General features: G+C 35.2%; 23 protein-coding genes. 9 read left to right on the plus strand and 14 right to left on the minus strand.

Features of this window, described 5'->3' with window-relative positions; all coding sequences use genetic code 11:
- Positions 1–76: 76 nt before the first annotated feature.
- From FC97_RS11490 to FC97_RS11525, 8 genes are all read right to left on the minus strand, one after another.
- Positions 77–316 (minus strand): hypothetical protein, encoded by a 240-nt coding sequence (locus tag FC97_RS11490; RefSeq protein ID WP_054641857.1) that lies wholly within the window; start codon positions 314–316, stop codon positions 77–79.
- Positions 317–418: 102 nt separating this feature from the next.
- Positions 419–2,041, minus strand: a complete 1,623-nt coding sequence (locus FC97_RS11495) for an ABC-F family ATP-binding cassette domain-containing protein (protein ID WP_054641858.1) — start codon at positions 2,039–2,041, stop codon at positions 419–421.
- Between the two features lie 79 nt (positions 2,042–2,120).
- On the minus strand, positions 2,121–2,852 hold the full coding sequence (locus FC97_RS11500) for a sulfite exporter TauE/SafE family protein (protein ID WP_056968259.1): 732 nt from the start codon (positions 2,850–2,852) through the stop codon (positions 2,121–2,123).
- 47 nt (positions 2,853–2,899) lie between these two features.
- Positions 2,900–3,391, minus strand: a complete 492-nt coding sequence (locus FC97_RS11505) for a VanZ family protein (protein ID WP_054641859.1) — start codon at positions 3,389–3,391, stop codon at positions 2,900–2,902.
- A gap of 74 nt (positions 3,392–3,465) precedes the next feature.
- Positions 3,466–4,041 (minus strand): hypothetical protein, encoded by a 576-nt coding sequence (locus FC97_RS11510; protein ID WP_054641860.1) that lies wholly within the window; start codon positions 4,039–4,041, stop codon positions 3,466–3,468.
- 97 nt (positions 4,042–4,138) lie between these two features.
- On the minus strand, positions 4,139–5,008 hold the full coding sequence (locus FC97_RS11515; RefSeq protein WP_054641861.1) for an alpha/beta hydrolase: 870 nt from the start codon (positions 5,006–5,008) through the stop codon (positions 4,139–4,141).
- The gene (locus tag FC97_RS11520; RefSeq protein ID WP_054641862.1) at positions 4,998–6,239 is read right to left on the minus strand and encodes a PTS transporter subunit EIIC; all 1,242 of its coding nucleotides are present in this window, start codon (positions 6,237–6,239) and stop codon (positions 4,998–5,000) included. Before FC97_RS11520 ends, FC97_RS11515 begins: the two co-directional genes overlap by 11 nt.
- A 154-nt stretch (positions 6,240–6,393) precedes the next feature.
- A complete protein-coding gene (locus FC97_RS11525) occupies positions 6,394–6,672 on the minus strand; it encodes a hypothetical protein (RefSeq protein ID WP_054641863.1) in 279 nt (92 codons plus the stop codon).
- Between the two features lie 244 nt (positions 6,673–6,916).
- On the opposite strand from FC97_RS11525, the gene FC97_RS11530 reads away from it, so the two are divergent.
- Positions 6,917–8,092, plus strand: coding sequence for a multidrug effflux MFS transporter (locus tag FC97_RS11530; RefSeq protein ID WP_056968262.1), 1,176 nt, complete (start codon positions 6,917–6,919; stop codon positions 8,090–8,092).
- Positions 8,093–8,136: 44 nt separating this feature from the next.
- On the opposite strand, the gene FC97_RS11535 is transcribed toward FC97_RS11530, so the two are convergent.
- Positions 8,137–8,838 (minus strand): EAL domain-containing protein, encoded by a 702-nt coding sequence (locus FC97_RS11535; protein ID WP_054641864.1) that lies wholly within the window; start codon positions 8,836–8,838, stop codon positions 8,137–8,139.
- A 154-nt stretch (positions 8,839–8,992) separates the two neighbouring features.
- Between FC97_RS11535 and FC97_RS11540 the strand changes: the two genes are divergently transcribed.
- Complete coding sequence (locus tag FC97_RS11540; protein ID WP_054641865.1) at positions 8,993–10,354, plus strand: FAD-dependent oxidoreductase; 1,362 nt, start codon at positions 8,993–8,995, stop codon at positions 10,352–10,354.
- Positions 10,355–10,407: 53 nt separating this feature from the next.
- Here FC97_RS11540 and FC97_RS11545 read toward each other — a convergent pair whose 3' ends face one another.
- Positions 10,408–10,695, minus strand: a complete 288-nt coding sequence (locus tag FC97_RS11545; RefSeq protein ID WP_056968264.1) for a bacteriocin immunity protein — start codon at positions 10,693–10,695, stop codon at positions 10,408–10,410.
- A gap of 190 nt (positions 10,696–10,885) precedes the next feature.
- Here FC97_RS11545 and FC97_RS11550 point away from each other — a divergent pair, with 190 nt between their 5' ends.
- The 7 genes from FC97_RS11550 to FC97_RS11580 all read left to right on the plus strand — a co-directional run bounded on the left by FC97_RS11550 (position 10,886) and on the right by FC97_RS11580 (position 15,640).
- A complete protein-coding gene (locus FC97_RS11550) occupies positions 10,886–11,293 on the plus strand; it encodes an iron-sulfur cluster biosynthesis family protein (RefSeq protein WP_054641867.1) in 408 nt (135 codons plus the stop codon).
- A 138-nt stretch (positions 11,294–11,431) separates the two neighbouring features.
- The gene (locus FC97_RS11555) at positions 11,432–11,854 is read left to right on the plus strand and encodes an SLAP domain-containing protein (RefSeq protein ID WP_054641868.1); all 423 of its coding nucleotides are present in this window, start codon (positions 11,432–11,434) and stop codon (positions 11,852–11,854) included.
- Positions 11,855–12,012: 158 nt separating this feature from the next.
- A complete protein-coding gene (locus tag FC97_RS11560; protein ID WP_158163544.1) occupies positions 12,013–12,546 on the plus strand; it encodes a GNAT family N-acetyltransferase in 534 nt (177 codons plus the stop codon).
- Positions 12,547–12,634: 88 nt separating this feature from the next.
- Positions 12,635–13,765 carry an MFS transporter gene (locus FC97_RS11565; RefSeq protein WP_054641870.1) on the plus strand — a complete coding sequence of 377 codons (1,131 nt, stop codon included), beginning with the start codon at positions 12,635–12,637 and terminating at the stop codon, positions 13,763–13,765.
- A gap of 109 nt (positions 13,766–13,874) precedes the next feature.
- On the plus strand, positions 13,875–14,282 hold the full coding sequence (locus tag FC97_RS11570; RefSeq protein WP_054641871.1) for an iron-sulfur cluster biosynthesis family protein: 408 nt from the start codon (positions 13,875–13,877) through the stop codon (positions 14,280–14,282).
- A 163-nt stretch (positions 14,283–14,445) separates the two neighbouring features.
- Positions 14,446–14,853 (plus strand): iron-sulfur cluster biosynthesis family protein, encoded by a 408-nt coding sequence (locus FC97_RS11575; protein WP_054641872.1) that lies wholly within the window; start codon positions 14,446–14,448, stop codon positions 14,851–14,853.
- A 106-nt stretch (positions 14,854–14,959) separates the two neighbouring features.
- Complete coding sequence (locus FC97_RS11580) at positions 14,960–15,640, plus strand: YjjG family noncanonical pyrimidine nucleotidase (RefSeq protein WP_054641873.1); 681 nt, start codon at positions 14,960–14,962, stop codon at positions 15,638–15,640.
- Between the two features lie 80 nt (positions 15,641–15,720).
- Here the strand turns inward: FC97_RS11580 and FC97_RS11585 are convergent, their stop codons facing one another.
- The 4 genes from FC97_RS11585 to FC97_RS11600 all read right to left on the minus strand — a co-directional run bounded on the left by FC97_RS11585 (position 15,721) and on the right by FC97_RS11600 (position 22,926).
- A complete protein-coding gene (locus FC97_RS11585) occupies positions 15,721–18,411 on the minus strand; it encodes a cation-translocating P-type ATPase (RefSeq protein ID WP_054641874.1) in 2,691 nt (896 codons plus the stop codon).
- Between the two features lie 245 nt (positions 18,412–18,656).
- Positions 18,657–19,913 carry a GH25 family lysozyme gene (locus tag FC97_RS11590; protein WP_054641875.1) on the minus strand — a complete coding sequence of 419 codons (1,257 nt, stop codon included), beginning with the start codon at positions 19,911–19,913 and terminating at the stop codon, positions 18,657–18,659.
- A gap of 253 nt (positions 19,914–20,166) precedes the next feature.
- On the minus strand, positions 20,167–21,624 hold the full coding sequence (locus tag FC97_RS11595) for a glycoside hydrolase family 1 protein (RefSeq protein ID WP_054641876.1): 1,458 nt from the start codon (positions 21,622–21,624) through the stop codon (positions 20,167–20,169).
- Positions 21,625–21,627: 3 nt separating this feature from the next.
- Positions 21,628–22,926, minus strand: a complete 1,299-nt coding sequence (locus tag FC97_RS11600; RefSeq protein WP_054641877.1) for a PTS sugar transporter subunit IIC — start codon at positions 22,924–22,926, stop codon at positions 21,628–21,630.
- Positions 22,927–23,064 lie beyond the last annotated feature (138 nt).

Raw genomic sequence — 23,064 nt, forward strand, 5'->3', positions numbered from 1 at the left:
AAAAAAGTGCTCCTAAAATTGTTAGATTATGTCTAACAATTTTAGGGCACTTCAATCACAGGTTCTTTTTTATTAATTACTTCCTATCATGTAACTTTCTAAACTTACTCAACGACATACCATCAAACAAATTATCTTCATAATTCAATTCATTCAACAATTTTATTTCAGCTTGTATCTTATTCCATTCTTTTGAATTAACTAAGGTTCCCACTTCATTGCCATCTTTTATAAAAGTTATTGGGTTACCTTCTCTTAATTCACTAAATACTTTTGTATATTCTCTTAATGATGAAATTGGCTTTATCTCGGACATTACATTCACTCCACTCAAATAAATTTGAATACATAATATCATTATATTCTAGTGTAATCATTACAAAAAAATCCCGACTCCATTTTGGAATCGGGATTTTGCTTATTTATCTAATTCGTTAATTTGTGCTTCAATTTGATCATTATTTCTAAATTCATCATAAGTGGTATCTGCACGATCAATCACACCATTTGCTGTTAGGTAAATCAAACGGTTAGCAATTGTTTGAATGAATTGGTGATCGTGTGAAGCAAAGATAATTGACCCTTTGTAGTCGATCAAACTATCATTCAAAGCTGTAATTGATTCCAAATCCAAATGGTTAGTTGGATCATCAAGTAGTAAAACATTAGCTTTCAACAACATCATTTTTGATAACATGACACGAACTTTTTCTCCACCAGATAGAACGTTAACTTTCTTAGTAACGTCATCCCCAGAGAACAACATTCTACCTAAGAAACCACGTAAGAATGTATCATCATCTTCACCTTTTTCGGCAAATTGACGTAACCAATCAATAATTGATGTATCTTCATTAAACATTGAATTAAAGTCTTTTGGTAAGTATGCTTGGCTAGTTGTAACACCCCAAGTCACTGTACCTGAATCTGGCTCTAATTCGCCTGTCAATACTTTGAATAAGGCAGTTGTTACCATATCATTTTTGGCTAAAAAGGCCACTTTATCATCTTTATTCAAAATAAAGTTAGCATTCTTCAAAACGGTTTTCCCATCGATAGAAATCGTCAAATCTTTCACTTGTAGTAAATCATTTCCAATTTCACGATTAGGAACAAACTTGATAAATGGATAACGACGTGAACTTGGTTGAATATCATCTAACGTAATCTTATCAAGCATCTTCTTACGAGAAGTAGCTTGTTTAGATTTGGAAGCATTCGCCGAGAAACGAGCAATAAAGTCTTGCAACTCTTTGATTTTTTCTTCTTTTTTAGAATTTTGATCTTGTTTCATTTGTTGAGCTAATTCTGAAGATTGTTGCCAGAAATCATAGTTACCAGCATAAAGTTGAATCTTGCTGTAATCCAAATCAGCCATGTATGTACATACTTTATTCAAGAAGTAACGGTCATGGGATACAACGATAACAGTATTTTCAAAGTTGATTAAAAATTCTTCTAACCAATCAATTGAATCAACGTCAAGTCCATTAGTAGGCTCATCCAATAGCAAAACATCTGGTTGACCAAACAAAGCTTGAGCTAACAACACTTTAATTTTTTGACCGGCTGTTAAATTAGCCATTTTTTCTTGATGAAGACTTTCAGGGATATTTAGGCCTTGAAGCATTTGTGAGGCTTCGCCTTCAGCTTCCCAGCCACCCATTTCACCAAATTTTGCTTCCAAGTCAGCAGCTTTTAGACCATCTTCTTCATTAAAATCAGGCTTCATGTAGATGGCATCTTTTTCTTGCATAATCTTATACAAGTCGGCATGGCCCATAAGAACAGTTTCCATAACTGTGTAGTCATCATAGTCGAAGTGGTTCTGTTTCAAAGTAGCCAAACGTTCATTAGGTCCTAATTTAACAGAACCAGTTGAAGGAGTTATCTCACCTGATAACACTTTTAGAAAAGTTGATTTACCGGCACCATTTGCGCCGATTAAGCCGTAACAGTTGCCTGGGGCAAATTTAATATTTACATCCTCAAATAACTTACGATCAGCATAGTGCAAACTAACGTTACTTACAGTAATCAAATATATAATCCTCATTTCTTAAACATAATTAAATTGCATTATACGGACTATTTTCCATGTATGCAAGTAAATGTTCTCATTATAAAGCCGTTATCAAGTAATAACCGCCACTAATTCCAATAAAAACATAAATGAAAAATTCCATAATCCGAATATTCAAATGACTAACCAAATGATTAGCTAAAATTGTTCCCAAAATAGCACCTATAAACCCTACCAAAACAAATTTTAGATTATCAACCGTTAGGATTCCCGTTGAAAAACGTAAGCTTGTCATGACAATCGTATCAATTAAAAAGAAAGTTTGAATACTAGCTAAATAATTCTCTTTGGAATCAGAAATAGTCAAAAAATACAATGCCATTAATGGTCCCCCAATACCAAACATTCCATTGAAAAATCCTGAAATCAGCGCAAAGGCCACCATGACATAAAACGGAATTGACTTAACTGAAATTGATTTCAAATTCATTACGGTGTAATACAATGCCAAAATAATCAATAATAATCCTAATAAAACTTTTAAATAGCCAGCTGCCAAATATTTACTCAAATGTAACGAAAAAATGGCCATCACAATATAAATCAGAAACGGTCCAACTAAATTTCGCCACTTTAAGGCTTTACGATATTTCCAAGCAACCATGATAATAGCAATCGACATCGTCAATGTAGAAACTCCGGCACTTTGATTAATCGGCAAAAGTTGTGGCAAAAAGACCATCAAGACAATTCCTGAACCAAAACCAGTCACTCCTTGAACAAATCCTGCCAATGTTGCCGCCAAAATCATTACAAATACCCAACTCATAAACCGTCCCTCCATATTAATATATTAACGTATTAATAGGTAGTTTATCAGTTATCTTTTGAAAGAAAATTGTAAATCATTGCCATCACACCACCAATAACAACACCGGTAGCATTAGAAATCACGTCATTAATATCGCTTGTACGATCAATCAAGAAATGATGTGATAAAACATACTGCATAGATTCAAAACTAGATCCAATCAAAAATCCTAAAACAATCAGTAATATCAAAGGAAATTTTGGGAATACTTTTTTAATAAAGAAACCAAATGGTACAGTCATAATAATATTTTCATAAAATTCAATTCCAGATAATTGTAATTCATACAGATTCACGCGACCCAAACCTGGTGGCAGAATTTTGACTGTTATTCCATCAATAGAAATTGGCATGAATAAAATAGCCATCAGACCCACGAAATACAGCCAATAGAAGAGAACAAAATATGGTTGAGAAAGCCTCTTTAAATTACCAAGAATGTATAGGCCACTGACCATCGCTAATAGCAAAATAAATAATGTCGGTATCCAACGCATTGCTATACACCTCTCTTCCTTTTTTATAATAAAAAATCGACCCATTGCAATTCATCGGTCGACTTATTATGCCACTATACGCGCTGCTTTTCTAATTTAACCTGCAGTTTAGTTTTTTCTTCAATCTTTCTAATAACATCATTTACAGCTGTCACATCTTGAGAATTGGAAGATAAATCTAAATCAACATCCCTACCCTTAGCCAATTTCAATGACAGGTAATAAGGACTATTAAAAGTTTGATATGCCGAATCTACAACATAAAACGCAGCATCAATTGGTCCATCCGGCCCAATTCCTTCTGGCACATCCATTTCCTTACCAACGACAATTGAGAAAGCCTTAATCTCATTGAACTTTACAGTCTCTTCTTTAGAAGAGTTTGGCAATAATATGGTCCTAATTCTTTTACCAGTAGTGCTGTAATCCTGATAATGAATACCTCGGTCATCAACACTCCACTGATCTAAATTATCTCTCATTTCAAGAGTATATAACATTACAATAGCTATCAGACAAATGACACCAAACAAAACGGCTATCAATACTTTCTGCGATAATAAATAAAAGAAGAATCCAATGAGAATTCCACCAAATAAAGAAATTATCAGTGGCATATAATTAATCTTACGACCAAAACTTAAACCCATTTTAAACACATCCTTTATCTTCATGTAAGCCTTTACATCAATTATAACTCACAATTTGAAGACGATAAGGTTTGTATTTTTCGATTTTTCTTTATAGTTATTGTCCATCTAAAGAGATTGCACCCTGTCGTTGCTGTGGCCTTTGCTTAGGATCGAGAATATATCGATTAATTAAATCAATGATCTGATCATTTTGAGGTAAATCAGAATGTTGAGCATCCGACCCTGAAACAGAGATGGAAGTAAAGTGTTTAACTTGTCCTTGATAGATATATTTTCCGGCCATAACACTTCCCAGAGGTACTAATCCATCAGAGTTGTATGTTTCTGTCCCCGCGACTGAATACACGCTTAGACTTGACGGAATCTTATCACGGTCGTCAATAAAATCAGATAACATTTGAGTCTTATGACGAACCGACTTTTCATTAAAATTATATGGTGAGCCAATTGTCATTAACTGTTTAATCTTTACCTGTTCCGAATATTCAGAATAGTAATTCTCCAAAAAAGCCGTGTAGATCAATCCACCATTCGAATGTCCGATGGCCTTAAAATTATTGAAATTATATTGCCTTGTTAAAAATTTAAAGGCTGTATTAAACCACTTAGCCTGCTTCTTGATGTTGTCATAACCATCATGGTTATTTTCAAAACCAACAACAATCACCGGCTCATTATCACCACGACGTAACCGACCAGAGATGTGTAATTTATCATCAGTGGTAACCCGAATTTTGATCAGACTGTGGGGATGCTTATTATTTTTATTCAATTTGTCGACTAACGTATCAAACCGATTGACTGAAGCAGAACTACCCGGAATCATTATAACCGGTGATAGTTTGGAATTATGAATCTTAGCCAATTCAGTCGTATTTTGATGCGACCAGTTCAATGAAACAAAAATCAGTGTCACTGACAAAGCAATTCCTAATATGGTCCAAAACCAATGATTAATTTTCATTAATGTCACCCGCCTTCTGACTAATTCGATCTGACAATTTAACGAATGGCATATAGATCAAGACATCAAGCACTAATAAAATAGCCCCCAAAGCCAAAGTTATCCAGTTACCATTCGTACCAATAAAGGCAATCAATGGACCTGGAGCTCCCGAAGGCACTGGATAAGCAGCCACTGGCATCCAATGTAAAAGAATAAATATCGCAGCTACTATCATATTAAATAGTGGTGTAATGAGAAACGGTACTAGAAAAACCGGATTAAAGAGCACAGGTATACCCAGCATCATAGAATAATGACTATTAAATACTGCTGGAAAAATCGACCATTTAGCAACATTACGATTTCGATTCTTCTTAGAAAAAATTAAAATAGCAATAATTAAAGCAATCATTACCCCACTTCCACCAAAATTAGCGAAACTGTGAAATAAAGTTGTATCGGTAAACTTATACGGTACATTCCAAGATGAACCAGCTTTCAAAGCCGCATTCATATTAGCCATCGAAGGCGCATCATTAAAGGTAGGATTATTGCTAAATGGACCACCAACTGCCATCCAAGATAGTAAGTCAGTTAAGAAGCCCATACCTAAAACATAAACCAGTGAATTGAACGGAGAATGTTCAGTTACAAAACTGGCTACATAAGTTGGTATTTCCAATTTCACTACAAATAATCCAGCTAAATTTAAAATTGCTGAAACTAATAAAACAATGAGAACTGGAATAATAATTTTGTAACGCTGTTGAATCTTTGAATTATCGAAACTAACCCAAAGTCGTCCACAGAGATAACCGATAATCAAAGCTATCAGCATTCCCTGTGACATAAAAAAGCGACTAAAATTTGGTAATCCATCTTCAGTAGGCTGATATGAAATAATCAAAAATGATAGTAGCCCGATGGCTCCAGCACTGCCACCATCCTTCTTATATTCTTTAGCAGTAAAATAGGCTATTCCATAAGCCGCATAAAGGGCAATCATATCGATTGTGCAGTGGAAAATAACTTCCATAACCCAGCCCAATTCACGTGAGTATGGCAGCCAACTAGTAATGCCAAACATTTGAGCCATATATCCAGTCTTAGTTAAAAACGCAAACTTAATGACATCGGCAAAACTGCCCAATAACATAATCGGAAATAATAAAGTTAACGTATTACGAACAGCACTCGCAACTTTGGTGTTGCGAATCTGAGCAAAAGAATTCAATAAACGAGTGACCATGTTTACCCCTCTTAACTATTCAACAAAGTATGTTCGTTATTCAATTTCATATTATTGACTTCTTATACATTTTTATCCATAAAAAACACCCAAATTATCTGAAAAAATAAATAGAGGTAAGTAATCAAAACACGATTACCTGCCTCTATTTTCTTTAATATGGTTTTACTCTACTACCATAAATCTCATTACCATCATAAATTGCATCGTTAACAGAAAATTTGTTGTCGTCCAATAACTTAATATCACTACCGATCCAATACCAGCCTGGAGTCAATGATGTTAATCCCAAGTGTGGACGTTGGAAGACGTGAGTTTCCATATAGTACATTTTACTCTTAGAAAATCTCACTTGACCGTTATCATAATTTACTCGTAGGTAAAAATTTGGTAACAAAAGAACTGATTTAACACGTGGTGTCTCTTCATCCATTCTATCTTCCCCCTCATTATTTAATAAGTTTAATATATCACCAAATTTTAGAAACCGCTTTCAAATATTAGATGGAAAACATTAGTATTATAAAATTATTTGTAAATTTTCAATAATTCCTATAACATAATAAACATACTTTATAGAAATTAGGTGAGAACCATGGATTTAACTAACATCATGGCTTGTATGCCCGCAAATGATTTAGGACGTTTTTCAGCAAAATAAAATTTAGGAGTCTAAAATGAAAAACGTCCGTAACACCGTACCATCACTTTTATTGATCATTGTACTTGTGGGCTTCCCACAAATCAGTGAATCAATATTTACACCCGTTCTACCTCAAATCAGTTCCCAAATGAATGTCACCGCCGGAACTTCTCAACTAACAATGAGCATTTATTTTGTTGCCTTTGCCATCGGAGTTCTTTTTTGGGGTCAATTATCTGATAAAATTGGCCGCCGTTTAGCCATGTTGATGGGTATTATCTTTTATTTATTAGGAAACTTCGGTTTATTATTGAGTCCTAACTTTAATTACTTATTAGCAGCTCGCTTTGTTCAAGCTTTTGGAGCTAGTGTTGGTTCAGTCATCACTCAAACTATCATGCGTGAAAGTTTTTCTGGTATTACCAGTACCAAAGTTTTCTCTAAGGTTGGGGCTGCAATGGCTCTGTCACCTGCTTTTGGTCCATTAATTGGTGGATTGATTCAAACTTATCTAGGCTATAAAAATGTTTTCAGCTTTTTAATTGCCATGGCGATAGCTACTTTACTCTATGCTTACTATCGTCTGCCTGAAACTATTGATCGTGAGAATATCCAAAGGGTATCGTTGTTTAGAGTGACTTGGAGACTATTAAAAGATCCAATCGTGTGGATCTACAGTATCCTAATCGGTGGAATAAATGGTATTTTATTCGGCTATTACTCCGAAGCACCATTCATTTTTATCAAGCACTTCCACTACTCTTCAATTCAATATGGAAGTTTAGGTTTATCCTTGGCACTAGCCAGTTTATTAGGCGCCATCTTAGTCAACTTTTTAGCTAAATATATCAAAGCCGAATATATTGGTTTAATTGGGCTCGTCTTTAGTAGTATTTCAGCTTTATTCTTAGTAATCAGCCTCCAATTTAATAATTCACTTTTAATGATTATTGGATTCTTCCTGATTTTTCTGGGATTGAACACAACTTTGCCAATTACTTTAAACCTAGCTCTAAAAGGTTATGAAGATGTCATCGGTAGTGCCAGTGGTTTATTCAGTTTCGGCTATTACTTAATTGTCAGTGGACTAACCTATCTAGTGAGTTTTATCCATAACGGAACTATTCTTTCACTGCCGCTATTTATTCTAATCACAAGCTTAATCATGTTGCTAGCTTACTTACCAATTGCACGAAAAAATAATTTATAAACTAAAAAATGGGTCATAGGAGATTTTTCTCTTATGATCCATTTTCATATGTTTTTCATTTCATTAGAATCACCAATCAATGGCAATAATTCAGGCTTTCCATAGTAATAACCTTGTCGAAAATCAATTCCTAATTTATCACTGATCTCATCGTCTTCAGGGTCTTCAATTCCCTCAAGAATCAAACGTTGTCCATATTCGTTGCTGATTCCCTTCCAAGCACGAAGTTTCTCACGCAAGTTAGGATCTTCAATATTTGAACGGAAATTTTGTAAAGCAAACTTTATTTCTGAAGCCAGTGGTAAGAAACTACGTACGCTGTCAAAACTATTATCACCGGTACCTACATCGTCCAGTGAAATTTGCATGCCGTGTTCCATAAATTTACGTAAATATGGCACTAACCCAGAGTCGCAATACTGACGTGGTCCCTGTTCTTCAGTTAACTCCACAACCAATTTAGTAGGATACAATTGCGTCTGACTTTTAATGATAGCTTTAGCCATTTGCGTATCCATCAATTGCTCACGACTAACATTTACAGAACAATATTGAACCTTTTTTCCTAAAATTTTAGTCGTTTCAACTAACAATTTTGCGTTTACATTCAAGTCAATATCGACAAAAGATTCGGGAAGTCGCCAGCCGTCTGGAGTCCATTGCTTGATTAAAAGTTCATAGCCAAAAATAGAGTGTGTTCTCACATCTATCTGTGGTTGTACAAAATAACGATAAATCGGTTTCAATATTAAATCGCCTTCTAAATTTAAAATAAAGTGTTAATTACCTACTATTTATATATCAAACGTCTATAATTTAAGTATACTATAAGTTAGAATAAATAAAATAATTTATGAAAAATGATAAATGTAAATATAATAGAAAAGTCGTGGTAATTGAATGAAAGTAGCCATTATAGGTTGTACTCACGCGGGAATTTCTGCTATGAATGAATGTCTTAAATATTATCCAGATGCAGAAATAACCGTTTATGAGCGACACGCCGACATATCCTATCTATCCTGTGCAACGTATTTACACATTGGCGGCGATGTAAAAGATTTAGGGGACGTTTTTTACGCTAATCCAGAAGAATTCACTAAAAAAGGTGTTCATATGCGTATGCAACATGACGTCATTAAAATTGATGCTCAAGCTCACACTATTCTGGCTCAGAACTTGAAAACACGTGAATTTCTTCATGACAAATACGATAAACTTATCGTAGCGACGGGGTCAAGAACAAGTATCCCTGTCATTGCAGGAATCGAAAATCCTAAAATCATGTTGTGCAAAACTTGTAACCAAGCGCACCAACTCTCCGCAGCATCTAAAAACAATCATAAAATTGCTGTTTTAGGCGGCGGTTATGCCGGCGTTGAATTAGCTGAAGGCTTCGTTAAATCTGGACATGAAGTTGTCTTATTCCAAAAAAATGATCAACTATTGGATGAATACGTTGATGCTACTATCTCAGAACGTGTCAAGAAACTCTTGGAGGACAATCATGTCACTGTTTTAACTAGCACTAATGTGACTCGTTTTAGCGATACTAAAGATGGACATCTTAAAATTTCCACTGAAGATGATACTGAATACATCGCCGACATGGTAGCTATCTGTCCTGGAGTTCTTCCTCAATCCGATTTACTTAAGGGACAAGTTAATATTGCAAAGAACGGTGCTATTATTACTAATGCTTACATGCAGACATCTGATCCTGATATCTTTGCTGCTGGTGATGTTACCGAAATTCAATATAATCCAACTTTGACTTCCAAATATATTCCTTTGGCATCTCACGCCGTTCGTCAAGGTACTTTAGCTGGTATGAATCTTTTCAAACGTCGTCGCAAATCAATGGGTAGTCAAGCAACTAGTGGTATGTTGCTATTCGGTCAGACAATTGCCTGTACTGGTCTAACTTTAAATGCCGCTAAAGATGCTAATTATGATGCCCATCACGTTTATTTTGAAAGCAATTACCGTCCCGATTTCATGCCAACCAATACTAAAATAAATATTGAACTGGTCTACGATCGTAAAAGTCGTCGTATTCTAGGTGCTCAATTCATGAGCTCTCACGAAGTTGCACAATCAGCCAACACTGTTTCTGTAATCATCCAAAACAATAATACAATTGACGATCTGGCTTACGTTGATATGCTTTTCTCACCTAACTTCGATGAACCTTTCAACTATCTTAATCTAGTTGCTCAAAAAGCAATTGATAAGGAACTAGACTATTGGGGTATGGATTAAATTAGTTAAAAAAAATAAAGATACGATTATGTATCTTTATTTTTTTACACTTTTTATTCCATTCCTGTAGGCAATTTTTGATAAGCACGACCATGAGTGTCATTGATTGTTGCTTGATACAAAGTATCAATAGCAGCTGGACCACCAACATGACCCATTCCCCAAAATTGTAATGATTTATTTAGATTAGCAGCTACTTGATGGTAGTTGTTTGTGGACTTCAATTGTTTGGCACTCTTAATCAAAATGTCCATCAATTCTGAATTCTTTTGAACTTCTTTATCTTGACTTGCAACATGAATTGCTTCCATCAAGGCTTCAGCAGGCTCTATATTTGCCATAATCTAAAATCTCCCTTCGTACTATGAAAAGGTTACCATTAGTAACTTTTTACTGTCAATACCCGGTTGACGGATTGTCAACCTTTAATCAAATTATTTGCTTGAAATGAATATTAAGAATTTAATAAAGGTGTAAACGAATTTTATACAAATTAATTTCTCAAAATCTTTTTAAAGAAGGCACTAAATTATGGAATTAACTTTTACTAATCATGCTGAAAAATATTTAAACACCATCATCCCTGAAGATAGTAATTTGATTCTTACTACTGATGATGGCTCCAATAATTACTCTAGCGTCGGTGCCACCTGTGAACTAGCTGACAAATTCCAATTGATCATTCTCAAAGAATCAGATCCTAATTTTAATGAAACTTTAGATACTAATACTAATTATCATCTAAATATATTACCTTTTGAAAATTATCTGTATGGAAATGGTTTAACAGTTGATTTTGATCATGGAACCCTAGTCTTAAAAGATAATGGTGGCATTCTGGATAGTGCTCTTTCAGTCGTAGATTGGCGTAATGTTAAACCTGAGACTGAAAAACATTTGCGCGAAAAGATGCTTAAAATTGGTGATCAAATCTGTTAATTCATAACTGTACCGATTGACAACCTCTCATACTATCCCCTATTTAATACGATGCGTTATTATATCTCCAATAACAGGATATTAAACAACTCGTTATTAGTTCATCACTTAATAAATGTATCTTTAGGAGATAATATTATGAAACTATTTAACAAATGTTTACTATTAATCCCTCTTCTTACAATTGGTTTAGTCCCAACAATTTCAACCATACCTGTTCAAGCAGCGTCCACTACTAAGGAGTATGACGTTAAAAAACTCAATGAAAAAGATCTCTACTTTCTTGTTGGTAAAGATGAACTAGTTAAAGCTAAAGGTGTTGAAGTAACTACTAACGATTCACCTGATGTAACTGGAATGGATGAAGCAACTTCTTCCAGTGATTATATTATTAAAGTATTGGTTCCTAAAACTGCCACATACAATTTTAAAGGAACCAAATTATCACATACTTTATCTCAAGGAACTGTTTGCTCATTAGGCGGTCAAAAGAAATTCGCTGAGAAAACTTATTACAAAGTAAGTACTAAACATTTTGTTCCCATGACAGAAATCTATTAGCAAATTTTAGTTTTCAAGTATTTAACTATAAAATTAACCAAAACTCCGTTATGATATATACAATCATCTTCATAAAGGAGCTTTTTTATGGAAAAATTGAAATAAGGCCTTTTAATAAATCTGATCTTAATCATGCACGCAAATTTGCCCTAATAGGTATGCATTTTTCAGAGTACACTTCCAATGGCCTGGAATTATATCTTTATAGTAAATACGTTATCCTCTCAGAGTTTTCCAAATCCACTTTGGCTTTGGGAGCCTATTTAAATAACAGATTAGTTGGATTTATTTTTGCTAAAATCAATTTTCAAGTCACTAATCACATTTCCAATTTTGAAAATCTATTTATTAATGTTGGTCATAAGCTTGTAAATAAATTTGATACTGAAAATACGGCTCAAAAATATGATCAAGCAAACAAGCAAATGTTAGAAAAGTTATTTGATCGAACCTCCGTTCCCGCAGAAATTAATTTTTTTGCTGTCGATCCTACTATCACTGGACAAGGAATCGGTAGCCAACTACTTGCAGCGGTCAAAGACTATTTATCGCAAAAATCCATTTATCTATATACCGATTCTAATTGTAACTATCAATTTTATTTGGCAAAGGGTTTTCAGATATTCGCTCAAAAGAAGATTGCTTTGAACGACGATTCCCTGACCTGTTTTCTACTGTACAAACAGTTTTAGAATTGTCACCATCCACTTTCAAAACTGTCCGCTAATGAATAACTTTCGATGATAGACTACGCCTATCAAGTAATTAACGAGGGTTATTATGAAGTCCACTAAAACAACTATCAGTATCCTTAGTCTTTCCACGGTTAGTAACATAACTACTGTCATTACAGGAGTCATTCCCCAATTAAGACAGGAATTTCCCAACGTACCAACAACTATGATTGAATGGCTGGTCACTATTGCCAATTTCAGTGCTTTGCTAACGATATTACCTAATCCTTTTCTCAGCCGAAAATTAGGTATTAAAAAAGTTGTTATTATTGGACTGCTTATTAGCGCTATTACTGGAATAATACCTGCTTTCAGTAATAATTTTCTACTGATAATGTGCAGTCGTTTTATCCTAGGATTAGGTGTTGGTCTCTTCACACCACACGCTATCAGCCTGATTGCTCACAACTACAGTGATGAGCTTCGGGCTAAATTATTAGGGTATCAAACCGGCTTGACAGCTCTGGGCAATGCAATTTTACTAGGTTTAGCTGGATTACTAGTGGGAATCTGGCATGCAGTTTTTGGACTTTATTTGATTCTTATTTTTATTGCCATTCTAATTGGTCTCTTCGTACCCGAACCAGAGAAACCTTCCATAGAGACCAAGAATTCAAAAGTTAAACTTCCTTGGCAAAAATGGCAACTAATCATCCTAACCTTTATCACTTATCTATTAATTTGGGGTGTGCAGTTAAAATTACCCAGTTACTTTGAAATCAAGCAATTAGGTAATCCACAAATTATTAATTTGACCCTATCAGCTATGAATTTAGGTGGATTAGTCGCTGGTTTGCTGTTTGGAACTCTACATAAGAAAATTCACCGTTTTATTTTAACGATAGGTTATTTAGGGGCTGCCCTTACTGTTCTGATTTTATGGGCTACCGATACCAGTTATATTGCAATCACAGCAGCTATTTTATTTAATTTTGTCTATTCATTTACAGGACCCTATTTAGTTTTTGCTAGTAATCAAGGGCTAGAATCAGAACAAATTAACTTACTAAGCAGTTACCTGACTATTTCTACGATTATTAGTGCCTTCTTTGCTCCACTGGTTTGGAATTATTTGGGAAACTTCGGACCTCAAAATTTGACTAGTAACGTATTACTCTGGATCACAGTGACTCTCTTTATTATTTCCATTACTACCATTTTTCCTAAAAAATCATGAGCAAACTATTTGCACCTAACTCTTCTATGCTGTAAATTAATAAGTGTAATAAAGGTTGTGTGCAAATAACAATTGCACAATTTATTTGTTAATAGAAAGGATCTTAACTATGAAAATCAACTTTAAAGATGAAGCACTAAAATATTTGGAAGATAAAATCCCTACTGGCAGTACTGTTATTTTGACAACAGATGATGGTTCTAATAAGTATTCCAGTTTGGGTGGTAGTTGTGCTATCGGTGATAAATTTCAATTAGTTATTCTTAAAGATGCTGATCCTAAATATACTGTTCCAATCGAAAACAATGCTGGTTACAACATGACCACTGAAGATCAATACACTGATTTCTTTACTGATGGTCTAAATATCTCACTTTGGCATAACGCCTTAGCTCTTAAAGACAACAGTGGTATTCTTGATGGTGCCCTTTCAGTCGTTGACTGGAGAAATGTTAAACCCGAAACTGCTGAACAACGCCATAACAAGATGGTTAAACTCGGCGATCAAATTTGCTAATAAACTTAATAAAGATGTGAATAACTGCATCTTTTTTCTTCAAAGCGAAAGATTGTGTACAATTAATTTGCATTCAATCTAAATATGATGTATAGTAATAATTGTAATAAAGATTCAATCAAAAGAACTTTTAAATAAATATAAATAAGTGAGGAAAACAACTATGAAAATTAATATTGAAGATGAAGCACAAGCATATTTAGCAGAAAGAATTCCTAGTGGATTCCCAATGATTCTTACAACAGATGATGGTTCAAATAAATATTCTAGTCTTGGCGGTAGTTGTGCCATCGGTGATAAATTCCAAATCGTTATTTTAAAGGATGAAGATCCTAAATATACCGTAGATCTTGAAAATAACGCTGGTTACGATTTGAAGACATCCCCTTCTGATGCTGATCTACTAACAGATGGTTTGAATATCTCTCTATGGCACAATGCCTTAGCTCTTAAAGACAATAGTGGTATCCTCGATGGTGCTCTTTCAGTTGTTGATTGGAGAAACGTAAAGCCTGAAACTGCTGAACAACGTCGTGAAAAGATGGTTAAACTTGGAGACCAAATCTGTTAATCAGATTACATTTAAACGAAAGACTTAGGACAATTCTCCTAAGTCTTTTTTTGCAAACAAATTTATCGGTATAATGTATATAACATAATCTTTACGGAGGAATCATATGAAATATCCTATTTTACTATTCGACCTCGACAACACCATTCTTGACACTAAAGCCAATGCTGAAAAAGCCCTACACAAATTATCAAAGCAGATTGATTTTCCCTTTACCGACAATCAGATTGCCTACTGGCATGAATTAAACGATGGGCTCTGGGAAAAACTAGAACGCAAAGAAATCACACGTGATGATCTTCTGAATAGTCGTTTTACATTATATTTTGATCACTTTGGTAAAAAAGTTGATGGTACTAAAATCAATACAACCTATCTCAAACTCTTTAAACTGGAAAATATTCTTATACCACACGCTAAGTCAGTTTTAGACACTCTACATCAAACTCATCATATCTTTGCAGTCTCAAACGGTACTAAAGAAAAACAATATTCACAATTAACTCACTCAAATTTGCTGACTGATTTCGATGATTTATTCTTATCCGAAGATCTTGGCTATCAGAAACCTGATCCTAACTTCTTCAAAATCGTTATCGACAAAATTGGCGTCGCTCAACAAAAAATGTTAGTTATTGGTGACTCATTAACAGCGGATATTTCCGGTGCCAATGCTACACACTTGGACTCTGTTTGGTTCAATCCTAAAGAGATTACTAATAAAACTACTTTCAAAGCAACTTATGAAATCAATGATTTGGAACAATTGCTTAACCTATCAAAATAATTATTTCTACAAAAAGGGTGTTCATATTGGTCAACATGAACACCCTTTTTTTGATTGATAAATATTCTAATTATCTTATTCTATTTGTCAGCACGGCGTTGAAAGAACTTAACAACTTCAACAATAAGTACCATCAAGACACCAGCACCTAAAACAATTGACCATTGTAACAAATTCAACTCTGTTACATGGAATAATCCATTGAAGCCTGGTACTAATATTGTAGCTGCAACCATAATAAATGAAGTGGCGACTCCAATATTAAACATCTTATTCTTGAATGGACGTACTTTGAAAATTGATTGGTAAGTTGATTTAACATTAAATGCATGGAATAACTGAATCAAGGCCAAAGTAGCATAAGCCATTGTCAAGGCATCAGCGTGCATAGCAGCATTTGCAGTGTGAACTGGGAATGTAATTGCCAATCCATAAACTCCTAATGTAATCAGACCTTCTAGAATGCCTTGGTAGACAATCGAGGAACCAATTCCACCACCTAAGAAGCTAGACTTACGACCACGGGGTTTTCGATCCATAATACCTGGTTCTGTAGGTTCAACACCCAATGCAATTGCTGGGAAAGTATCCGTTGCTAAATTGATCCACAATAGTTGAACTGGAAGTAAAATGTCCCACCCCAACAGTGTCATCATGAATAAAGTCAAAACTTCTCCTAAATTAGCTGAAAGTAAATACTGAATCGACTTTTGAATATTTGAGAAGACTTTTCGTCCTTCTTCAACAGCTACGATAATAGTAGCAAAATTATCATCAGCTAAAACCATGTCAGAAGCACCTTTAGATACTTCGGTACCAGTGATACCCATTCCAATACCGATATCGGCTGACTTCAAAGCGGGGGCATCATTAACTCCATCCCCTGTCATCGCTACAACTTTACCCTTATCTTGCCAAGCACTAACAATTCTAACTTTGTGTTCCGGTGAGACACGAGCATAAACTGAATACTGTTGAACTTTTTTATCAAATTCCTCATCACTTAGTTGATCCAATTGAGCTCCCGTAATAACCGCTGCATCATCACCTGGTTTAATAATACCTAATCGTCCGGCAATCGCTTCAGCGGTATCTTGATGATCACCAGTAATCATAATTGGGCGAATGCCAGCCTTCTTAGCATCTGCTACAGCTTGGGCAGCCTCTGGGCGTTCTGGATCGATCATTCCAATCAATCCGGCAAAAATCAAATCATTTTCGACAGTGTCAGAATCTACTGTTGATGGTATCTGGTCAACGATTTTATATCCCATTGCCAAGACTCGTAAAGCCTGAACAGCCATGCCTTTATTCTGTTTCAGAATTTCAGTTTTATCGGCTTCTGTAAAATCACGTACTTCATCTGGGGTAGCCTGAATCTTAGTAACGCGCTGCAATAACATATCAGGTGCACCTTTTACGGCTACCAGATACTTATTGTTTGGCAGTTGATGAATCGTTGACATTAATTTACGTTCCGAATCGAATGGTACTTCCGCCACACGCGGCTCTTTAACTAATTCATCCTCTACGTGATAATCATGATCAAAGCCAAATTGTACTAGAGCTGTTTCAGTTGGATCACCTACTAGAGTTCCATCACTTTGAATCTTTGTATCGTTACTAAAGGTCATAACCTGTAGAACTTTATCGGCACCCGAAATTGGTTCTGAGGCATCTTGTAATTTACCGTATTGATAAACTTTCTCCACGGTCATCTTATTTTGTGTTAACGTACCAGTTTTATCCGAAGCAACAATTTCTGTACTTCCTAATGTTTCTACAGCTGGCAATTTACGTACCAAAGCTTTTCTTTTGGCCATCCTTGTTGTTCCTAAAGCCAAAATAATTGTAACAATAGCAGGTAAACCTTCAGGAATAGCAGCAACCGCTAATGAAATTGCTACCAGCAACATATTAATAACCAATTCATTCATTGGTAGACCATCGTGATTATTGAAGATACCTACAGCAAAAATAACTGCGGCAATAATCAAAATTAGCCATGTCAAAGTTTTTCCCAAAGAATTCAAGTTATCCTGTAATGGTGTTCCGGTATCTTCAGCTTGGTTAATCATTCCGGCAATTTGTCCAACCTGTGTGTCCATACCAACGCCGACAACAATTCCGACTCCTCGACCATATGTCACATTACTATTCATATAGGCCATATTCTTACGATCACCTAAAGGAATATCTTCATCTGCCAACACTTCATCAGACTTTTCTACAGGAACAGATTCACCAGTTAAAGCTGATTCCTCAATTTTCATGGAAGCTGAATCAAGCAAACGAATATCGGCAGGTACGATATCACCAGCTTCTAGTAAAACTACATCCCCCACAACCAGATTCTCACTACTAATGGTTTCTAATTTTCCATTTCGTCTTACGTGAGCTTCTGGAGTCGACATTTCCTTCAAAGCATCAATAGCTTCCTCAGCTTTTGATTCCTGAAAAACGCCAAAAACGGCATTGATGATTACAACTGCTAAAATCAGTGCTGCATCGGCCCATTCTTTGGCCACTAATCCAGATATTAGTGCGGCTGCCAGCAAAACAATAATCATGAAGTCCTTAAACTGATCTAAGAAACGCTGGACAATATTCTTCCGTTTCCCTTGAGCTAGAGCATTAGGCCCATTTTCTTTCAAGAGCTTTGCGGCCTGTTGGTCACTTAATCCATCCTCACTAGTTTTAAATTTACTTAGCAAGGATTCCTTACTTAAAGCATAGTATCGAGAAAATCCTCTATCTTCGACTTGTTTCATTAGTATCCCTTCCTTCTATAAAAAAAGAGACTTGCACGCTAAATATGCGCACAAGTCTCACTAATTAAGACAAAACCAGAGCTACGTCTTGTTGACGATTTTGTCACAGCAACCTGCAAGTTACTCCCTTGTTGTGATTTTATTATAAAGGAATCTAAAAATTAAAGCAAAGGACAAGCTACTTATTTTTCCATAAAAAAAGATGTTGTGAATATTCACAACATCCAAAATAATTTCAAATTTTATTAAGCAATAACATAAGCTGCGTTAACCCATTCGTTAGTAGCAACTCGATAATATGTTACGCCATTAACAACCTTAGTTTGATCTACTTTCCATGGTGTGTTATTACCTAAAACTTCAGTAGTAACATCTTTCATTGAACCATCACTTTGTAAAGCCTGAAGCTTAACGTATAATCCTGAAGGATTCTTCACCTTAATTACTTTACTACTGCTAGATGAGCTGTTTGAGCCACTATTAGTGGATGCAGATACTGAACTGTTTCCAGTTACATAACTTGCAGCAACCCATTCATTTGTAGCAACGCGGTAATATGTTACGCCGTTAACTGATTTAGTTTGATCAGTTTGCCATGGTGTGTTATTACCTAGAACTTCGGTAGTGACTCTCTTCATTGAGCCATCACTTTGAAGTGCCATGACAGGAACGTAATTACTAGAAGAATTCTTTACAGTAATTATATCTTTACTTGCACTGGCACTGTTTGAACCACTGTCAGTTGAGGCTGTACTATTTGAACCACTATTGTCCGTTGTAGTTGTCGTAGTTGTTGAGCTAGAACCTGCTGGTGCTGTATAGCTTGCAAAGTAGTTGTCATACAATTCTGAAACATCAAAGTTTCCATAACTACCATTGAATGTGTATGAACTTGACCATTGCCATGCATGGTGAGTAGTGTATTCTTCTACACCTGTAGCATTGTATGGATATGCAGCAATCCAACCTTGATCTACTGTCATAGTTGTACCAACCCATGAACCCATAGTGTAAATAGCTGAACGATATCCGTACTTAGCAACTTCACTCATAAAGGCTGCGTTATTAGCATCATTTTGAGCTGTTGATAAATGTTGTTGTTCTGAACTTTCAACATCAGTTGCTAAAACAGCTCCACTTGGTAAACCATCAGCTTGAGCAATCTTAGCAGCATAGTCAGCTTCGGCCTTAGCACCACTGACAGTACTGTATCTAGCATAATGATATCCGTTAACATACAAACCAGCAGACTTAGCGGCTGCAATATTACCAGCAGCTGTTGCATCCTTAAATGATGTACCTTCACTAATTTTAGTAACAATTGCCTTGATACCATAATTATTATGCATATCAGTAAAATTAGAAACGGTCATCGCCCCATTGTTATTGGACACATCAACCATATCAGCACGTGCAGCTTGGACATCTGTTGCACCCACGAAAAACAAAACTATCGACATTACTGTAGTAAGAGCTACAATAATTCTTCTTTTCAAAGCCATAATTCCCTTCTCCCTTTCGTCGCTATCGCAACAAAACAAATTATAAAGCAGAAATCTTGACAATGAATGAAAGTTACAGTTTTGTTCACTGATAGTAACTAAACTGTAACAAAAAAAGAAAAAATAACTATTGAATTATTGATAATTTATTTTTGTATTAAATACCAGTTATGTTAATCATAAGTTTTAAATGGTATGAATGATCAAATAACCAAAAAAATCTCTTAGACTTTTTAGTCTAGGAGATTTTCATTTAAGAATTTCTTTGTATAAAATCACGATACCAATAAAAACTCTTCTTCGGTATTCGCGTCAAATTTTTAGGACCGTTATCATCACGATCGACATAGACAAAGCCATAACGCTTTTTATATCCATTCAACCAACTTAGTAAATCTGTAAAGGACCATGCACAATATCCTAATAGATTTACGCCATCGGTCAAAGCACGTTGCATTTCGGTTATGTGGGTTTGTAAATAATCAATTCGATATTGATCATTAATCACATTATTGTCTTCTAATTTATCGTGAGCTCCCAAACCATTTTCAGTAACCATTATTGGTAACTGATATTTTTCGTACACTCGACGTAACGAGATTCTGAAACCCACTGAATCAATCTCCCATCCCCACTGCGTCTTATGCAAATAAGGATTCTCTACATTGTTAAACATTGCCATCTCCGGTGTTTGTGCCTGAGTACCTTTAGGTTGCATCAAATATGGATCAGTTTTAGAAAAATCCTTTTCATGTTGTGTAGTTTTATCAGGATGTTCAATTTGATTTTGTTGAAATGTCCCCCCATGGTAATAATTGATACCTAGAAAATCAGGCTTGGCCGATTTCAATAGTTTTTCATCATCCAAAGTCACCTCTGGAGCAATGCCAAGATCCCTTAAATGATTCATGACTAAAGCTGGATAAGTTCCTCGACAATAAACATCTAACCACCAATTATTATTAAAATCATCAGCATTATCGGCTGCTAAAACATCATTAGGATCTGCTGTAATTGGATAGGTTGGACCATAACCAAAACTAGGTCCAATCTTTCCTTGTGGAATCATTTGATGGAATAAGTTAATTGCTTCAGCATTGGCAAGATTAACAATATGGTTAGCCGCGTACATCCGTTTAACATCATTAACATTAGGTGGGTGTGATGCCCATCGGTAGCCCATTGCTGTAAAAACATTCTGCTCATTAAACGTTACCCAATATTTAACTCGATCTCCGAATGCTTTGAAAACAGTTTGACAGTATTTTTTAAAGGCTTGAATGGTTTTTCTAGATTCCCAACCATTATATTTATCTTGCAAGGCCTGGGGAATATCCCAATGATACAAGGTGACAATCGGTTCAATTTGATATTTTATTAATTCATTAATCAAATTATCATAAAACTTCAAACCTTCTGGATTAACATCACCATCACCATCTGAAATTATCCGCGACCACGCAATTGAAAAACGGTAAGCTTTCAATCCCATCTCTGACATCAAACGGACATCCTCTTTATATCGATGGTAATGATCAACAGCAACATCACCATTTGTACCATTAAAAGTTTTACCAGGAATTTTAGAAAAAGTATCCCAGATTGAAGGGCCTTTACCATCCTCATCAAAAGCACCTTCAATTTGATAAGCGGCCGAAGCAGCTCCCCAAAGAAAATTCTTAGGAAATTTTTTTAATTTTTGATAATACATTAATTAAGCTCCCTTTACAGAAGTGTCAGCATCTATTGAATCATCTGTAACTGTATTTTCTTTTTCAGCTTCCTCAGCTTGTTCAACCTTTAACTCTTGACGATCTAAAACTTTAAAGAATGGATAATATGCTGCAACAGCAATGATCAATTCAATCAATTGCCAAAGAGATGCACGCCAATCGCCACCAGTCATAAGGAATCCACTAATAATTGTAGGTGTTGTCCAAGGAACTTGAGCTACGATCATTCCAATAACACCAAATTTCATAAGATAATATGTAATAAATTCAAGAACCATTGGTGTAACAATAAATGGAACCATCAAAGTAGGATTTAAAACGACAGGTAAACCAAACATAATAGGTTCACTGATATTAAAGACTGAAGGCATGAATCCTAGATTACGCATAGCCTTGTAACGTTTGCTCTTAGCAGTAAACATACAAAGAACTAGTCCTAAAATGGCACCTGTACCACCAATAGTCAATCCAAAATTCAAGAAACCATCGGCAGCAATATGTACTGGAGCATGTCCTTTAGATACGGCATTAATATTAGCTGTTAAGAAACTTAAGAATACTGGTGTATAAATACTTCCAATTACGTTAGTACCATGAACACCAACAACCCATAAAGCAACAACCAAGAAAATAGCCAATTCAATACCCCAAATGCTATCTAGTCCGACAACAAGTGGTGAGAAAATCAATTGAATAACTGAATTAATATTTACATGTAACACAACTCTAACTAACCAAACAAGGAACAATGCAATTGAACCAGGAATCAAAGATGAAAATGATTTGGCAACTGCAGGTGGAACGGAATCAGGTAATTCAATCGTCCAATTACGGGCAACACAGAAACGAATAATTTCACTAGTAATAATACAAATGACAATAGCTGTAAAAATACCACCTGATCCAAGATCGGCCGGATCGATAGTCAGCTTATTGTTCAACATGGCCAATAAGAATGCAACAGTAGGAATAACTGTTCCTGTCATTGTATCAAGCTTATTAGCCTTAGCTGATTGATAACTAATTCCCATAGCTACAATCAAAGCTAAAATACCAAAAGTAACTGTTACAGCAGCATTCAAGTAGCCTGAGATAGGCTTAATAAAATCGGCCCACCAAGTAAATGGCAAATTGGCGACAATCATAAAAATACTGCCGAAAATAGTAAATGGAATTGTAATAATCATTCCATCACGAAGTACAACCATATACTTCAGATTTCCAAATTTTGCTAAAGCCGGCAAAAATTTATTTTGGAATCCAGAAATAATACTTTTCATAAATAACCCTCCTAGTTAGTTTTTTCATTAAAAGAACTAACTAAAATGTAACCGTTTTCTAAAAGAACGTCAAGTCCTTATTCGAAAATTTATTCGAAATAATTGTAAATAAAAAAGACTAATATCTCTGTATCAGTC

It is taken from the genome of Companilactobacillus kimchii DSM 13961 = JCM 10707 (genome assembly GCF_001435445.1).
GTDB lineage: Bacteria > Bacillota > Bacilli > Lactobacillales > Lactobacillaceae > Companilactobacillus > Companilactobacillus kimchii.

Bases quoted from the DNA above. Each gene is read 5' to 3' on its own strand.
- FC97_RS11490 (WP_054641857.1), bottom strand. From the start codon at position 316: ATGTCCGAGATAAAGCCAATTTCATCATTAAGAGAATATACAAAAGTA.
- FC97_RS11500 (WP_056968259.1), bottom strand. From the start codon at position 2,852: ATGAGTTGGGTATTTGTAATGATTTTGGCGGCAACATTGGCAGGATTT.
- FC97_RS11505 (WP_054641859.1), bottom strand. From the start codon at position 3,391: ATGCGTTGGATACCGACATTATTTATTTTGCTATTAGCGATGGTCAGT.
- FC97_RS11510 (WP_054641860.1), bottom strand. From the start codon at position 4,041: ATGGGTTTAAGTTTTGGTCGTAAGATTAATTATATGCCACTGATAATT.
- FC97_RS11515 (WP_054641861.1), bottom strand. From the start codon at position 5,008: ATGAAAATTAATCATTGGTTTTGGACCATATTAGGAATTGCTTTGTCA.
- FC97_RS11520 (WP_054641862.1), bottom strand. From the start codon at position 6,239: ATGGTCACTCGTTTATTGAATTCTTTTGCTCAGATTCGCAACACCAAA.
- FC97_RS11525 (WP_054641863.1), bottom strand. From the start codon at position 6,672: ATGGATGAAGAGACACCACGTGTTAAATCAGTTCTTTTGTTACCAAAT.
- FC97_RS11530 (WP_056968262.1), top strand. From the start codon at position 6,917: ATGAAAAACGTCCGTAACACCGTACCATCACTTTTATTGATCATTGTA.
- FC97_RS11540 (WP_054641865.1), top strand. From the start codon at position 8,993: ATGAAAGTAGCCATTATAGGTTGTACTCACGCGGGAATTTCTGCTATG.
- FC97_RS11545 (WP_056968264.1), bottom strand. From the start codon at position 10,695: ATGGCAAATATAGAGCCTGCTGAAGCCTTGATGGAAGCAATTCATGTT.
- FC97_RS11550 (WP_054641867.1), top strand. From the start codon at position 10,886: ATGGAATTAACTTTTACTAATCATGCTGAAAAATATTTAAACACCATC.
- FC97_RS11555 (WP_054641868.1), top strand. From the start codon at position 11,432: ATGAAACTATTTAACAAATGTTTACTATTAATCCCTCTTCTTACAATT.
- FC97_RS11560 (WP_158163544.1), top strand. From the start codon at position 12,013: ATGCATTTTTCAGAGTACACTTCCAATGGCCTGGAATTATATCTTTAT.
- FC97_RS11565 (WP_054641870.1), top strand. From the start codon at position 12,635: ATGAAGTCCACTAAAACAACTATCAGTATCCTTAGTCTTTCCACGGTT.
- FC97_RS11570 (WP_054641871.1), top strand. From the start codon at position 13,875: ATGAAAATCAACTTTAAAGATGAAGCACTAAAATATTTGGAAGATAAA.
- FC97_RS11575 (WP_054641872.1), top strand. From the start codon at position 14,446: ATGAAAATTAATATTGAAGATGAAGCACAAGCATATTTAGCAGAAAGA.
- FC97_RS11580 (WP_054641873.1), top strand. From the start codon at position 14,960: ATGAAATATCCTATTTTACTATTCGACCTCGACAACACCATTCTTGAC.
- FC97_RS11585 (WP_054641874.1), bottom strand. From the start codon at position 18,411: ATGAAACAAGTCGAAGATAGAGGATTTTCTCGATACTATGCTTTAAGT.
- FC97_RS11590 (WP_054641875.1), bottom strand. From the start codon at position 19,913: ATGGCTTTGAAAAGAAGAATTATTGTAGCTCTTACTACAGTAATGTCG.
- FC97_RS11595 (WP_054641876.1), bottom strand. From the start codon at position 21,624: ATGTATTATCAAAAATTAAAAAAATTTCCTAAGAATTTTCTTTGGGGA.
- FC97_RS11600 (WP_054641877.1), bottom strand. From the start codon at position 22,926: ATGAAAAGTATTATTTCTGGATTCCAAAATAAATTTTTGCCGGCTTTA.